We start from the raw sequence: 13,567 nt of genomic DNA on the forward strand, positions 1-13,567 counted from the left end.
GCTTAGGTGGTGAGCCGCGCTTTGGTCTCCTCGGCCCACGCGTCGAAGCGCCCCTCGGAGATGGCCGCACGCATGGCCGCCATCAGATCCTGGTAGAAGACCGTATTCACCCACGAGAGGATCATCGCGCCGAGGTACTCGCCAGAGCGGATGAGGTGGTGCAGATACGCACGCGAATAGTCGCGCGCCGCAGGGCACGAGCTTTCGGGATCGAGCGGCGCGGCGTCGTCCGCGTGCTGGGCGTTACGCAGGTTCACCGCTCCTGCCCAGGTATAGGCGAGCCCGTGCCGACCGTTCCGCGTCGGCAGCACGCAGTCGAACATGTCGACGCCGCGCCGCACGGATTCGATGAGGTCGAGCGGCGTCCCGACGCCCATGAGATAGCGCGGCTTCTCCTTCGGCAAAAACGGCAGCGTGGCGTCCAGCGTTTTGAGCATGAGGTCATGTCCCTCGCCGACCGCGAGCCCGCCGACCGCGTAGCCTTCGAGATCCATGGCCACGAGTTCTTCTGCCGAGCGCCGCCTGAGCTCCGCGTCCGTCCCGCCCTGCACGATGCCGAACAGCGCCTGGCCGGGCCCTGCGCGGCCCTCGGCGCGCTGCGCTTCGAAAGTGCGCCGCGAACGCTCTGCCCAGCGCAGCGAAAGCTCCATCGCCCGCTGCACCTCCCGCGTCTCCGCCGGAAGCTGGATGCATTCGTCGAGTTGCATCTGGATGTCGGACCCGAGCAGGCACTGGATCTCGATGGCGCGCTCCGGCGTCAGCATGTGCCGCGAGCCATCCAGATGCGACTGGAACAGCGCTCCCTCCTCGCTGATCTTGCGGATCCGCGCGAGGCTCATGACCTGGAAGCCGCCCGAATCCGTCAGGATCGGCTTTTCCCAGCGCATGAACTTGTGCAGCCCGCCAAGCCGCGCCACGCGCTCGGCTCCGGGCCGCAGCATCAGGTGATAGGTGTTGCCGAGCAGGATGTCGGCGCCGGCTTCCGAGACCTGCTCCGGATAGAGCGCCTTGACGGTTGCAACCGTGCCGACCGGCATGAACGCCGGCGTACGGATGATGCCGCGCGCTGTCACGATCTCGCCGCGGCGCGCCGTTCCGTCTGCGCCGAGCAAGCGGTAATGAAACTCAGTCATGAAGGGTCCTGTCTTCGTCGCGGGCTGGAAACAGCAGCGACGCATCGCCATAGGAATAGAACCGGTAGCCCGACGCCACCGCGTGCGCATAAGCGGCCTGCATCGTCCCAAGGCCCGAGAACGCAGCCACCAGCATGAACAGGGTCGAGCGCGGCAGATGGAAGTTCGTCATCAGCACGTCGACGGCGCGGAAGCGATAGCCCGGCGTGATGAAGATCGCGGTGTCCCCCGTGAACGGCCGCAGGGTCCCATCCTCCGCGGCAGCGCTCTCGAGGATGCGCAGCGAGGTCGTGCCGACGGCGACGATGCGTCCGCCCCGGCTCCGCGCGGCATTGAGCGCCTCCGCCGCGGCCGACGTGACCTCGCCCCACTCGGCATGCATCGTATGGCCCTGCGTATCGTCAGCTTTGACGGGAAGGAACGTTCCCGCGCCGACGTGGAGCGTCACGAACTGATGCGCCACACCACGCTCCGCGAGCGCCGCCAGAAGCTCGGACGTGAAATGCAGCCCCGCGGTTGGAGCGGCCACCGCGCCATCCTGCGCGGCGAACACGGTCTGGTAGCTCGTGCGGTCGCTCGGCTCCGGCGCGCGGCGTCCGGCGATGTAGGGCGGCAGGGGCATGTTGCCGATGCCGAGGATCGCAAGGTCGAGATCGGGTCCTGAAAGATCGAATGCGAGTTCCACCTCGCCGGCCTCGAGCTTGGCGGTCACAGTGGCATCCAGCGCGGCCATCAGGCAGGCCATGCTCTCGCTCTCAGAGCCGAACCGCACGCGGTCGCCAACCACAAGGCGCTTCGCCGGACGGGCGAGCGCCCGCCAGCGGCTGGCGTCAACACGGCGCAGGAGATTGAAGCTGACGAACGACCTCAGCTCGCCGCGGATGCGCACGCCCTCGAGCGCCGCCGGGATGACCCGCGTATCGTTGAGCACGAGCACATCGCCCGGCCGCAGAATATCCACGAGGTCCCGCACGCCTCGATCAGCGAGCGGCGGGCTTTCCCCCGGCGCGACCACGAGCAGGCGCGCTGCATCGCGCGGCTCCACGGGGCGGAGCGCGATACGGTCCTCTGGCAGCTCGAAGTCGAAGAGATCGGTGCGCATGGGCGCCTGTCATAGCCCCAAGTCGCCCCTGGGCGGAACCCCTGCGACAAGAGAACGTTGCCGAATTGAGGCCGCACCAACGCGCGGGCATCACCCATTTTGCAGAAAGTGAGTAGCCACCTTATGCCCGATCCGACAAAACCGGAGAGATCGCCCTCCCGTCCTGATCCGCACAAGCCGCCGGAGCCATTGCGGCCGGATCCGACCCGGGAGCCCACGCCCCCGCCGGAAGAAAAACCCGAGCCCAAGATCGAGCCGCCACCCGAGGCAGGGAAGCCAGGCTTATGGAGCGCGGATGGCTCCGATGAGCCCGGAGAGAGCCGCCACCAGCCACGATAGGATGAGGAGCGAGCCCCCGATCGGGGCGGCGAAGGGAAACAGTCTGTCGCCGAGCATCACGCGCGCCACGACATCGCCGGAGAAAAGCGCCACGCCAAAGAGCATGAGCGAAGCGCTGACCAGGAAGCCAAGCGGCGCCGGCGATGCGCCGGCAAGCGTGGATAGAGCGACCGCCGTGCCCCCATGAAGGATGAGGAAGAGCGCGGCCGTCATCAGCGAAGGATCGGACACGCGGTGTGCCGCGGCGGCAGCCAGCGCGACGCCAGCCGCACCAAACAGGCCCGCCACGGCAACGTTCCAGAGTGCCCAGCTTCCCGCCGTCATCGCGGCACCTCGCTCTCAGCCGGAGGGCCCTTGCCTATCCTTAGGGCAAGGGCCCTCCGGGAGTTCTTATCCAGCGTCGGCCGCAACCTTCACCGAGAGCATCTTGTCCGGGTTCTGCACGGGCTCGCCGCGCTTGACCTTGTCGACGTTCTCCATGCCCTCGATCACTTGGCCCCAGACCGTGTACTTGCGGTCGAGGAACGTCGCGTCATCAAAGCAAATGAAGAACTGGCTGTTGGCGCTGTCGGGAGACGCCGCGCGCGCCATCGAGCAGACGCCGCGCACATGCGGCTCGGCGTTGAACTCGGCCTTAAGGTTCGGATACTTCGAGCCGCCGGTGCCGGTGCCTTGCGGGCAGCCCGTCTGCGCCATGAAGCCATCGATCACGCGATGGAACACGATGCCGTCATAGAAGCCCTCGCGCGCGAGCTGCTTGATGCGCTCCACGTGGTTCGGTGCGAGGTCCGGCCGGAGCCGGATCACCACGCGGCCCTGCGTGGTCTCGATGACGAGCGTGTTTTCGGGATCGGTGATGTCGGCCATGGGAAAGCTCCACTTGTTTGAGGGGGCATGAGACGTCCGCGCCGGCACGCTTCCGCCCGCACGGAAACGCCGCATCGCGGCTGGGGTTCAAGGCGCCGCGGGCGCCATGTACATTTTTACGATCGTGTCGGGATTGGGCGGCGGCTCGCCCTTGGCGATCTGGTCCACATACTGCATGCCATCCACGACCTGCCCGAAGACAGTGTACTGGCCGTTAAGATGCGGTGCGTGCGTGAACGTGATGAAGAATTGGCTGTTGGCGCTGTTCGGATCGTTGGTGCGCGCCGCGCCGAGCGTTCCGCGCTCAAAGGCCGTCGGCGTGAATTCGGCCGGCAGATCCGGATACTTCGAGCCGCCTGCGCCCGTACCCTGCGGATCGCCCGTCTGCGCCATGAAGCCGGGGATCACGCGATGCCACTTGAGGCCGTTGTAGAAGCCTTCGTTGACCAGCATCTTGAAGCGTTCGACGTGCTTCGGCGCCAGGTCCGGACGAAGCCGAATGGTCACCTTGCCGCCCTTGAGCTCGAGGATCGCGGTGTTCGCCGGATCGTTCGCGACAGCGCCCGTTGTCACCGCACCGGCCTCTGCGGCCGGCGCCGGAATGGCGACCTGACCGTTGGAGCCGCTGCAAGCCGCAAGCGCGCACATCAGGACCGAGGCAGCGAGAATTCGAATCATAGTCATGAGCGTTCTCCCGCCCGTTCCATCGGGCCGGCACGCTTGCCGAGTCCCGTGCGCACGTTATGGCCTCTCGGCATCCGCCCGGCAACCACCGCCGTTGGCTTTTATTGGCTCGATTTCGCTTTCGTGGCGAGCCGCACCGCCACGCCGGTGGATACGAACGGCGTTACGTCGCCGCCCATGAGCGCGATCTGCCGCACGAGGTTGGCCGCGATATGCCGCACCGCGGGCGAAGCGGCCACGAACACGGTCTGCACCGAGGGCGCCATCTCGCCGTTCATATTGGCCATCTGCATTTCGTAGTCGAAATCCGTCCCGTCACGCAGGCCACGGAAGATCACGTCGGCGCCGTAGCGTTGCGCCGCGGCGACGGACAAATCCGAGAAGGTCACAACCTCGATGGGAATGCCGGCCGTACCCGCCACGGCCCGGGTTTCCGCCTCGAGCATCTCCACCCGCTCGTCCTCTGAGAACAGCGGCGTCTTGGTTGCATGCACGCCGACGCCAATGACGAGCCGGTCCACGAGCCGGGCGGCCCGCGCGATGATGTCGATGTGCCCCAGGGTGACGGGATCGAACGATCCTGAATAGAAGCCGGTTCTTATCATGCCGCTATGTAGCCGGCCCCAACCGCCCGGAGCAACCGCCAAAACCTAGCGAGCGATACAAAAAGACCGGGCACGGCCCGGCCTCTCCAGCGATTGTCCGCTAAACCGGCGGTGCGAGCCGGACCTTGATCCAAGCCTTATTTGAGAGCGGTCTCCGGCTGGCGCGGGGCGAACACATCCTCAAGATTGAAGCGGCAGCCCAGGCCGACGCTATAGATCCAGCGCTGGTCCGCCATGAGCGCGGTCTTCGAAAGCGATCCAGCTCTTGTGCGCGCGATCTCTGATCGGCTCGCCGAGCAGACGGCCCGCGGTGCGCTTCACGCTACGATTCTCGCAGGGCTGACCGGCGAAGAGCGCGCGGCCGCCTTGATGATCGAGTTCGCCCTGCGGACTGGCCGGGAGGCGGCAGCGGGCCTCGTTTTCGAGATGCCGCTCTCCCGCAACGACAGTGCCGAGCACATGGCGCTCAATGCGGATACGGTCTCACGCATGCGTGAGAAACGGCTGGTCGTGCCAACCAGCCGGCGCGACTTCACCTGTCCGTACCTTACGGAACTGGGGCGTGCCTGCCCGCTGGCCTCGACGATCAAGCGCGCGCACCTGGCAAAACGCTTACCTCAAAAGTGAGGCGGTCTCCTTAAACCGGAACGGCTCTATGCGCGGATGAGATGCGGTCCGATGTCGGCCAGCGTGCGGCAGCCTGCGAGCGCCATCGCGATCTCGAATTCATCGCGCAAGAGGCGCAGCACGTGCGCAACGCCGAAAGCGCCGTTGACCGCGAGCCCATAGACGATCGGCCGGCCAATGAGCACCGCGGAGGCGCCAAGCGCCAGCGCCTTGAGCACATCCGTCCCGCGCCGGATTCCGCCGTCGAGCATGAGCGGCACGCGCCCCGCCACGGCCGCGGCGATCTGGGGCAGCACGTCGATCGTCGCCGGCAGCGTGTCGAGGGTCCGCCCGCCGTGGTTCGAAACGATGATCCCGGCAGCTCCCACCTCGACCGCACGCACCGCGTCGTCCACCGAGAGGATGCCCTTGAGAAGCAGCGGAAGCCGCGTCTCTGATCGAAGCCAGGCCACGTCGTCCCATGTCGGCGCGGCCGCCAGGAAGCGGTCGAACACCGCGCTCCCTCCGGGCGCGACCGGAGGCAGCTCTGTGCCGTAATCCTTGAGGTTCTCGGCTCTGATGCCGAGCGGCAAGGCGAACCCGGCGCGGTGCTCGCGGTTGCGCACGCCGTTGATCAGCGCGTCGACGGTCAGCACGAGCGCCTCGTAGCCAGCCGCCTCCGCCCGGCGCGCAAGCTTGAGCGTCGCCGCCCTCTGGGGTTGCATGTAGAGCTGAAACCATCGGCACGAGGCCCCTGCCTCCGCCGCCTCCTCGAGAGTCACGCTCGCCTGGGTCGAAAGCACCATGCCGGCGTCCTGCGCCTCGGCCGCCATCGCCGTCGCGCGCTCTCCGTCGGGATGCGCCAGCTTCTGATACGCAACCGGCGCCACAAAAAGCGGATGCTGATAGCGCTGCCCGATCAGCTCCAGGCGCGTGTGCCCGCCGGGCCCGCCTGCGAGCACACGTGGCACGATGGCGAGCCGGTCGAAGGCCTCACGGTTCCAGCGCACCGTGATCTCGTCCGCCGCCCCGCCCGAAAAATAGGCCCATGCCATCGCATCGAGCCGCTGCTCGGCAAGGCGCTCGTAGTCGGCGAGCGAGACGGGCCTCGGTTCGCCTGTTCGCATGAACTCAGGTCTCCGCCCAGTGGCGGATCAGGTTGTGGTAGTGCGCGGTGAGACCCACCACGGCCGGATCGTCGTCGGGGAGGCGCGTTCGGATACTCATGATCGACATGTCGAGATCGTAGAGCATGTGCCGGCGCCAGTCGTCCTTGATCATTGATTGCGTCCAGAAGAACGAGGCCCAGCGGCTGCCCCGCGTGACCGGCGTCACGCTGTGGAGGCTGGTGGCCGGATAGACGACCATATGCCCCGCGGGCAGCTTCACCGTGTGGGTGCCGTAGGTATCGTGCACGACAAGTTCACCGCCATCGTAATCCTCAGGCGGCGTGAGGAACAAGGTCGACGACACGTCGGTGCGCATTCTCTGTCCGCCCGGCAGCGAGCGGATGGAGCCATCCACGTGCGCGCCGAAGGTCATGCCTTCGTCGTAGCGGTTGAACATAGGCGGGAGCACGCGCAGCGGTAGCGCGGCCGTCATGAACCTCGGAGTGTTGGCAAGCGCCCTGAGGACGATCTGGCCGAGTTCCTGCGCGGCCGGCGAATCCGTCGGGATCTGCAAGTTGTTCTTGACCTTGACGGCCTGGTCTCCGGCGGTGATGCGCCCATCGACCCACTCGGTGCTTTCGAGAACGCGGCGGACGTGTGCCACCTCATCGGGCTTGAGCACATCGGGGATGGTGACGAGCATGCGCGCACTCCTGAAGACGAAAAAGGCCGGGCGAGCCCGGCAATTCCGCTTGTACCGTGCCGCCCGGGCGTAACAAACACGCCCGGGCGGTGATGTCGAGAGATTGTTTCCGACAAAAGTCAGAAATCAAAGCTGGTGCCGATCCGGAAGGTGCGCGGGGCACCAAGAGTGGCCCGGCTGGCCGCCCAGTTGGAGCTGACGACGTACTCCTCGTCGAACACGTTATCGATGTTGAACTGGAGAGCAATGTTCTCCGTCAGGTCGTACGAGGCCATCAGGTTGACCAGGAAATAATCGGGCAGCTTGCCGTACTTCCCGTTCGGAATGATGCGGAGCGCATCGTCAGGCCGGCCAAACCAGGAATCTCCGACGTACTGCACGCCGCCACCGAGCGTAAACCTGTCGGTCACGTCGTAGGTCATCCAGAGGTTGGCGAAGAAGTTCGGCGTGAAGGCCAGCTCATCGCCGCTCGTCCGCGTTGCGCCGGCAAACCCGGGGGCATCGGTAGCGGTGTCGTTGTAGTCGTCCGGATTGGCTCGTCTGCGGACCTCGTCGAGATAGGCGCTATGCTTGCGCTCGCTATCGAGAATGGTGAGACCGCCAAAGACTTTCCACCGGTCTGTGAGATTGCCGGCGATGCCGAGCTCAATGCCTTGAACCTGCTGCTCGCCATACCCCTTCAGCGAGTCGACGGTTTCACTCACGTCACGCCCGGTGATCGGCACCTTCTTCTTGACCGTATGGAACGCCGCTGCCGTGGTTGAAAGCTTGCCCCCGAAGAAGTCCCACTTCACGCCGATTTCGTAGTTGTGGGCTTCGACAGGATCGGCATGCGGAACGAACCCTGGGAACGCGTTACCGCCTTCGCGAGAAATATCGGGGTTCGAAAGGAAGGATCCCGGCGGCAACGCTGAGACGCCATAGGAGCCATAGAACGTGCCGTCGCGGACAGGCTTGTAGACAAGGCCGACCTTGCCGCTCAGCGTGGTTTCGCTGTCTTCGTACTTTCCGTTGTCGAGCCCGTTGGGGCTTCCGTCGGCATTCGCGCTATTGATCTCGACATCGTAATGCTCGACACGCAGGCCGCCGACCAGATCGAGCTGCCTCGTGAGCTGAATCGTATCGTAGAAATAGCCCGCGATCGTTTCGATTTCGACGCCATTGCGCTGCGTCGGGCTCTGCCACGGGCCGGAGTAGCGATCCGGATCGGGATCGAACAGATCCGTCTGCCCGCCCGGATTGGTGAGCGTGGGATACCGGTTCGCGTCGGACCGCTCGTTCGTGTATTCGACACCCGTCGAAATCGTGTGCCTGAAACCGCCCGCAACGAACGTGCCGGCGAGGTTCGTCTGGTTGCTCCACGTCTCGTTGACGCGATCGTAATACTGAAGCTGTGTCGTCGCGAGCGTCGCGTCGGCGCTGATTCCGGTCGGGATCGCATACCGTGCCGCGCGATCCCCGCGCTCCCACACGGTCTGATTCGTGATCGTGAAATTATCAGAGAGGTCGTGCTCGAAGCGAGCAAGCACACGGTCGCCCACGACGTCGTCATAGTCGCTCCGCAAGCCATAGAAATTGTCGCGGCTCGCGCGGCCCGCACTTGGATTGTAGTTCCAAAGCCCGCTCATCGTGGCGCCCGGAACACCCCAATCGGGGACGTCTTTCCGCTGCAGACGCTCGTAGGAGAAGATGGCCCGGGTTTCCGTGCCGAGCCCGAAGGCGATCGACGGCGCGAGACCGTAGGCATCGAGCTCAGCGACGTCGCGGCCCATGACGCCGCCGTTCTCGTACATGCCGTTCATGCGCACCGCCACCGTGCCGACGCGCTGGTTGACGTCGATCGTCGAGCGGAAGAGCGGATCGGTGCCGTGCTCGTCGAAGGTCAGGCTGGCCTCGCCACGAACGAAGTTCTCGGTGGTGGGCGTCTTGGTGATGATGTTGACGTAGCCCGCAGCGCCGCCACGACCATTGTCCGCCGCCGCGCCCTTGATCACCTCGACCTGATCAACGTTGAACATGTCGCGCGCGAAGCTGCCTGAGCTGCGCACGCCATCGGTGAAGATGCTGCCGCTCGTATCGAGGCCCCGGATCTTGAAGTTGTTGATCGAGGTTGCGAAGCCGTTCTCGCCGGCGTCGAACGTGATGCCGGGCGTGTTGCGCAAAGCCTGCGTCAGGTTCGTCGCCCCACGCTCGCTGATGATCGTCCCCGGAATCACGGTCACCGTCTGCGGCGTATCGAGCAGCGGGCCCGTGAACTTGCTTGAGGATGAGTATTCCGCGTTGTACTGACCCTGCGCCACCGGGCCGGCCTGGCCCGGCAAGGGCGGCGCGTCGGAGCGTTCTGCCGTGGCCGGAGCTGGCGGCGGCGCAACGGGCGCAGGGCTCGTCGGCGCGGCCTTCTTCTTGGCAGTCGCCTGCGTCTTCTTTTTCGCGGTCGTCTCGACGACGAGCGGCGGCAGATCGGCTGGCTCCGCGGCCTGCTGTGCCTGAGCCACCGTGGCCGGGCTGGCAGCCAGAACCGCGAACGCGGTGAAAAGCTTCAGCTGCGCGCCCTCCGGGCGAACCTCCTCGCTTGCGGAAAAGTCTCCCCCTGAAATTTGGGCCCCAAGGCTTTCGTTAGACAGAACCGTCTCCGGCTCACGAGTTGACGTCATGATTTTCCCCACCAAGATCCCTCATCAGGGGTCCCGAAAAAAACGTGCGGAGGGCGCGCCATTCGCGAAGCGCTGCCCGCTCAATGGGGACGAGAAAAATATACCCAACCTTGCAAGTCAACAATACGGGCCGTTTGCGGACCTTTCCAGGCCCCTCAGGATGCGCCTTCGCAACAACGGCACAAAATGCATTTTCGCCGGGTCCGCGTCTTCATCAGGTTGAATTCAAGCGATAATTCCACCCAGACGGAGCGGCGCGATTTGCCGAAAATCAATACTTCAATCGAAAAGCAAAGCGAAATCTGGATCCCACAATCATCCGGATGAATGCATCGGGATTAATCCGGATAAACGGTTCCAATCGCGCGTTTCGGGAAACTCAATCGGCGGATGAAAACACTAGCCAGCCTCTGAAGCAACAATCGAAGCGGGACTCTCCCGAAACGTCTCGTCGATTGGACGTTCGAGAGAAATCCGCCGCTTGGATCGATTGTTGCCCGCCCTGATCATGCTGCCTCGATTCCACGGTGCAACCCCGTGGAACCGACCTCATTCGGCGTCGGGCTCCGTTCCGTTCTCGCCGTCCGACCCTTCGTCGGAAATGCGCTCGACGGATACGACGCGCTCGATCGCCTCGGTCTTGAAGACCCGCACGCCCTGGGTATTGCGGCCCGCAATGCGCACGTCATCGATCGGGCAGCGGATGAGCTGTCCGCCGTCCGTCACCAGCATGATCTGATCGCTGTGCTCGACCGGGAACGAAGCCACGAGATTGCCGTTGCGCTCGTTGACGACCATGGCGACGATGCCTTTGCCGCCGCGCCCGGAGGTGCGGTACTCGTATGAGGAGCTCCGCTTGCCGAACCCGTGCTCGGAAACCGTGAGGACGAACTGTTCCTTTGCGGAAAGCTCCGCGTACCGCTCGGGCGAAAGATCGGTTGCGGCGTCCGCCTCCTCGGCGTCCTCGGCCTCGATCTCGACGTCCGGCTCTGCGTCTTCGCCGCCCTCGCTGCGCCGGATCTGCGCCGCCTGCTTGAGATAGGCGGCGCGCTCGGCGGGCGAAGCGTCGACATGCGTCAGGATCGCCATCGAGATGATCTCGTCGCCCTCGTCGAGGCGAATGCCGCGCACGCCCGAAGAGTCGCGCCCCTTGAACAGCCGGACCTCATCCTTGATCAGGAAGCGGATGCAGCGGCCATGCGCCGTGGTGAGCAGCACGTCGTCCTCCGGCGAGCAGATGGCCACCGACACGATGCTGTCGGTCGTGCCGTCCTCTCCGGCCTCGAACTTCATGGCGATCTTGCCATTGCGGTTGATGTTCTCGAAGTCGGTCAGCGCGTTGCGGCGCACGTTGCCGGCCCTCGTCGCGAACATCAGCTGCAGCCTTGCCCAGGTCTCCTGGTCCTCCGGCAGCGGCAGGATGGAGGTGATGACCTCGCCCTGTGCCAACGGCAGGAGATTGATGAGCGCCTTGCCCGCCGCCTGCGGCGTAGCCGCCGGAAGCCGCCACACCTTCATGCGGTAGCACATGCCGCGCGACGAGAAGAACAGCACCGAGGTGTGCGTGGAGGCGATGAAGATCTGCGTGACGAAATCCTCGTCGCGCGTCGACATGCCCGACCGGCCCTTGCCGCCGCGCCGCTGGGATCGATAGGTCGAGAGCGGCACGCGCTTGATATAGCCACGATGCGAGACGGTGACGACCATGTCCTCTCGCGCGATCAGATCCTCGTCCTCGAGGTCACCCTCGATATCGACGATCTCGGTTTTGCGCGGGGTTGCGAACTCCTCCTTGATGGCTGTCAGCTCGCCCTTGACGATATCGATGATCCTGAGCCGCGAGGCGAGAATATCGAGATAATCCTTGATCTCCTCGGCGATCTTCTTGAGCTCGTCCCCGATCTCGTCACGCCCGAGCGCCGTGAGGCGCGAGAGCCGCAGCTCGAGGATCGCCTTCGCCTGCTCGTCGGATAGCTGATAGGTGCCGTCCTCTGCGAGCCCGTGGCGCGGATCGGCGATGAGCGCGATGAGCGGCGCCATGTCCTTCGCTGGCCAGTGGCGCTCCATGAGCTGCACCTTCGCCTCCGCCGGCGAGGGCGAGTAGCGGATCAGCTTGATGACCTCGTCGATGTTGGCGACGGCGATGGCGAGACCGACCAGCGTATGGGCCCTGTCGCGCGCCTTGGCGAGCAAATAGCGCGTGCGCCGCGTCACCACCTCCTGGCGGAAGTGGGTGAACGCCTCGATGAAGTCGCGGAGATTGAGCTGCTCAGGCTTGCCGCCGTTGATGGCCAGCATGTTGGCGCCAAACGTCGTCTGCAGATCCGAGTAGCGCCAGAGCTGGTTCAGCACCACCTCGGCTATGGCATCTCGCTTCAATTCGATGACGATGCGCATGCCTTCGCGGTTGCTTTCGTCCCAAATGTCCGAAATGCCCTCGACCCGCTTCTCGCGCACCAGGTCGGCGATCTTTTCGATCAGCACCCGCTTGTTGACCTGGTAGGGAATGGCCGTGACGATCAGCGCTTCGCGATCCTTCCGGATCTCCTCGATCTCAACCTTGGCGCGCATGATGATCGAGCCGCGGCCCTTATGATAGGCCGCGAGCGCGCCGGCCCGCCCGAGGATGAGGCCACCAGTCGGGAAATCGGGCGCCGGGATGATCTGTGTCAGGTCCTCGATCGTCGCCTCGGGATTGTCGAGCATGAGCATGCAGGCATCGATCACCTCGCCGAGGTTATGCGGCGGGATGTTCGTCGCCATGCCGACCGCGATGCCGCCCGCGCCGTTGACGAGCAGGTTCGGGAACTTCGACGGCAGGACCGACGGCTCCTCGAGGCGGTCGTCGTAGTTCGGCTTGAAATCGACCGTGTCCTTGTCGAGATCGTCGAGCATGAACCCCGCGATCTTCGAGAGCCGCGCTTCCGTGTAGCGCTCGGCCGCTGGCGGATCGCCATCGACGGAGCCGAAGTTGCCTTGCCCGTCGATCAGCGGCACGCGCATGGAGAAGTCCTGCGCAAGGCGGACGAGCGCGTCATAGATGGCAAGGTTGCCGTGCGGGTGGAAGTCGCCCATGGTGTCGCCCACGACTTTGGACGACTTCATGTGCTTCTTGTTCCAGTCGAGACCGAGGCGCTGCATGGCATAGAGAATGCGCCGGTGCACGGGCTTGAGCCCATCGCGCACGTCGGGCAGCGCACGCGAGATGATGACGCTCATCGCGTACTCGAGGTACGAGCGCTTCATCTCGTCCTGGATGAGAACGGGGCGGATATCGCTCGGGCCCGACGCGTCGGGCCGATCGCTGGTGTCGCTCAATGTTGAAGTCCCGTTTCAGGCCGCGGAGGCACTCGTCCGCGCGCCAGGGTGAGTGGCTTGTTCCGATTTGCCGAGCTTACCCGACCCTCCCCCGCCACCGCAATGGTCGAGGGGTCGCGCCAGGAGCGCGGCAAAGCCCATAATCCGGCGAAAAGCTCCCATTGGGGAGCGGCTTAGAGCCATGTGGGGCACCGTTTCGCCCGGCCCTGCCACTGGCACGTCCCCGGAACGAAGAAAGACCGCCCTGCATTGACGAAAATGTCCGGGCGGCCACGTCTCAGCTGTCGATAACTGAAAATTTTGCCCCCGCCGCCCTCGGCCCTTCATCATTGGAGGCTTGAAGAGCCAGGGTCCGCACCACCACATGATCCGCGGTCTTGCCTTTCCAGGAAACAGGTCACCATGAAACACTTGCCGCTTGTCGCCGCCGCTCTGCTCGCCGCCGCC

General features: G+C 64.9%; 11 protein-coding genes. 1 reads left to right on the top strand and 10 read right to left on the bottom strand.

Annotated elements, in window-relative coordinates; all coding sequences use genetic code 11:
• Window positions 1–2: 2 nt before the first annotated feature.
• The 6 genes from tgt to coaD all read right to left on the bottom strand — a co-directional run bounded on the left by tgt (window position 3) and on the right by coaD (window position 4,730).
• Entirely contained in the window at window positions 3–1,133 is a 1,131-nt protein-coding gene (gene tgt / locus V7P99_RS11475; RefSeq protein ID WP_333794955.1) for a tRNA guanosine(34) transglycosylase Tgt, read from the bottom strand.
• Window positions 1,126–2,235 carry a tRNA preQ1(34) S-adenosylmethionine ribosyltransferase-isomerase QueA gene (queA, locus tag V7P99_RS11480; protein WP_333794956.1) on the bottom strand — a complete coding sequence of 370 codons (1,110 nt, stop codon included), beginning with the start codon at window positions 2,233–2,235 and terminating at the stop codon, window positions 1,126–1,128. The genes tgt and queA overlap by 8 nt, the downstream gene beginning before the upstream one ends.
• A gap of 282 nt (window positions 2,236–2,517) precedes the next feature.
• A complete protein-coding gene (locus V7P99_RS11485) occupies window positions 2,518–2,898 on the bottom strand; it encodes a DUF423 domain-containing protein (RefSeq protein WP_333794957.1) in 381 nt (126 codons plus the stop codon).
• Between the two features lie 66 nt (window positions 2,899–2,964).
• On the bottom strand, window positions 2,965–3,441 hold the full coding sequence (locus tag V7P99_RS11490; protein ID WP_333794958.1) for a peptidylprolyl isomerase: 477 nt from the start codon (window positions 3,439–3,441) through the stop codon (window positions 2,965–2,967).
• An 87-nt stretch (window positions 3,442–3,528) separates the two neighbouring features.
• Complete coding sequence (locus V7P99_RS11495; protein ID WP_333794966.1) at window positions 3,529–4,119, bottom strand: peptidylprolyl isomerase; 591 nt, start codon at window positions 4,117–4,119, stop codon at window positions 3,529–3,531.
• Window positions 4,120–4,226: 107 nt separating this feature from the next.
• Entirely contained in the window at window positions 4,227–4,730 is a 504-nt protein-coding gene (gene coaD, locus V7P99_RS11500) for a pantetheine-phosphate adenylyltransferase (protein ID WP_333794959.1), read from the bottom strand.
• A 234-nt stretch (window positions 4,731–4,964) separates the two neighbouring features.
• Between coaD and V7P99_RS11505 the strand changes: the two genes are divergently transcribed.
• A complete protein-coding gene (locus V7P99_RS11505) occupies window positions 4,965–5,357 on the top strand; it encodes a hypothetical protein (RefSeq protein WP_333794960.1) in 393 nt (130 codons plus the stop codon).
• Between the two features lie 26 nt (window positions 5,358–5,383).
• On the opposite strand, the gene V7P99_RS11510 is transcribed toward V7P99_RS11505, so the two are convergent.
• The 4 genes from V7P99_RS11510 to gyrA all read right to left on the bottom strand — a co-directional run bounded on the left by V7P99_RS11510 (window position 5,384) and on the right by gyrA (window position 13,120).
• Window positions 5,384–6,463 (bottom strand): alpha-hydroxy acid oxidase, encoded by a 1,080-nt coding sequence (locus V7P99_RS11510; protein WP_333794961.1) that lies wholly within the window; start codon window positions 6,461–6,463, stop codon window positions 5,384–5,386.
• A 4-nt stretch (window positions 6,464–6,467) separates the two neighbouring features.
• Window positions 6,468–7,148, bottom strand: coding sequence for a Fe2+-dependent dioxygenase (locus tag V7P99_RS11515; protein WP_333794962.1), 681 nt, complete (start codon window positions 7,146–7,148; stop codon window positions 6,468–6,470).
• A 119-nt stretch (window positions 7,149–7,267) separates the two neighbouring features.
• On the bottom strand, window positions 7,268–9,802 hold the full coding sequence (locus V7P99_RS11520; RefSeq protein ID WP_333794963.1) for a TonB-dependent receptor: 2,535 nt from the start codon (window positions 9,800–9,802) through the stop codon (window positions 7,268–7,270).
• Between the two features lie 549 nt (window positions 9,803–10,351).
• Window positions 10,352–13,120 carry a DNA gyrase subunit A gene (gyrA, locus tag V7P99_RS11525; RefSeq protein WP_333794964.1) on the bottom strand — a complete coding sequence of 923 codons (2,769 nt, stop codon included), beginning with the start codon at window positions 13,118–13,120 and terminating at the stop codon, window positions 10,352–10,354.
• Between the last annotated feature and the right edge of the window lie 447 nt (window positions 13,121–13,567).

The organism is Hyphomicrobium sp., from assembly GCF_036780825.1.
In the GTDB taxonomy this organism is placed as follows: Bacteria; Pseudomonadota; Alphaproteobacteria; order Rhizobiales; family Hyphomicrobiaceae; genus Hyphomicrobium_C.

Excerpts from the sequence above, each read along its gene's own strand:
- tgt (WP_333794955.1), bottom strand. The coding sequence starts at position 1,133 with ATGACTGAGTTTCATTACCGCTTGCTCGGCGCAGACGGAACGGCGCGC.
- queA (WP_333794956.1), bottom strand. The coding sequence starts at position 2,235 with ATGCGCACCGATCTCTTCGACTTCGAGCTGCCAGAGGACCGTATCGCG.
- V7P99_RS11485 (WP_333794957.1), bottom strand. The coding sequence starts at position 2,898 with ATGACGGCGGGAAGCTGGGCACTCTGGAACGTTGCCGTGGCGGGCCTG.
- V7P99_RS11490 (WP_333794958.1), bottom strand. The coding sequence starts at position 3,441 with ATGGCCGACATCACCGATCCCGAAAACACGCTCGTCATCGAGACCACG.
- V7P99_RS11495 (WP_333794966.1), bottom strand. The coding sequence starts at position 4,119 with ATGATTCGAATTCTCGCTGCCTCGGTCCTGATGTGCGCGCTTGCGGCT.
- coaD (WP_333794959.1), bottom strand. The coding sequence starts at position 4,730 with ATGATAAGAACCGGCTTCTATTCAGGATCGTTCGATCCCGTCACCCTG.
- V7P99_RS11505 (WP_333794960.1), top strand. The coding sequence starts at position 4,965 with ATGAGCGCGGTCTTCGAAAGCGATCCAGCTCTTGTGCGCGCGATCTCT.
- V7P99_RS11510 (WP_333794961.1), bottom strand. The coding sequence starts at position 6,463 with ATGCGAACAGGCGAACCGAGGCCCGTCTCGCTCGCCGACTACGAGCGC.
- V7P99_RS11515 (WP_333794962.1), bottom strand. The coding sequence starts at position 7,148 with ATGCTCGTCACCATCCCCGATGTGCTCAAGCCCGATGAGGTGGCACAC.
- V7P99_RS11520 (WP_333794963.1), bottom strand. The coding sequence starts at position 9,802 with ATGACGTCAACTCGTGAGCCGGAGACGGTTCTGTCTAACGAAAGCCTT.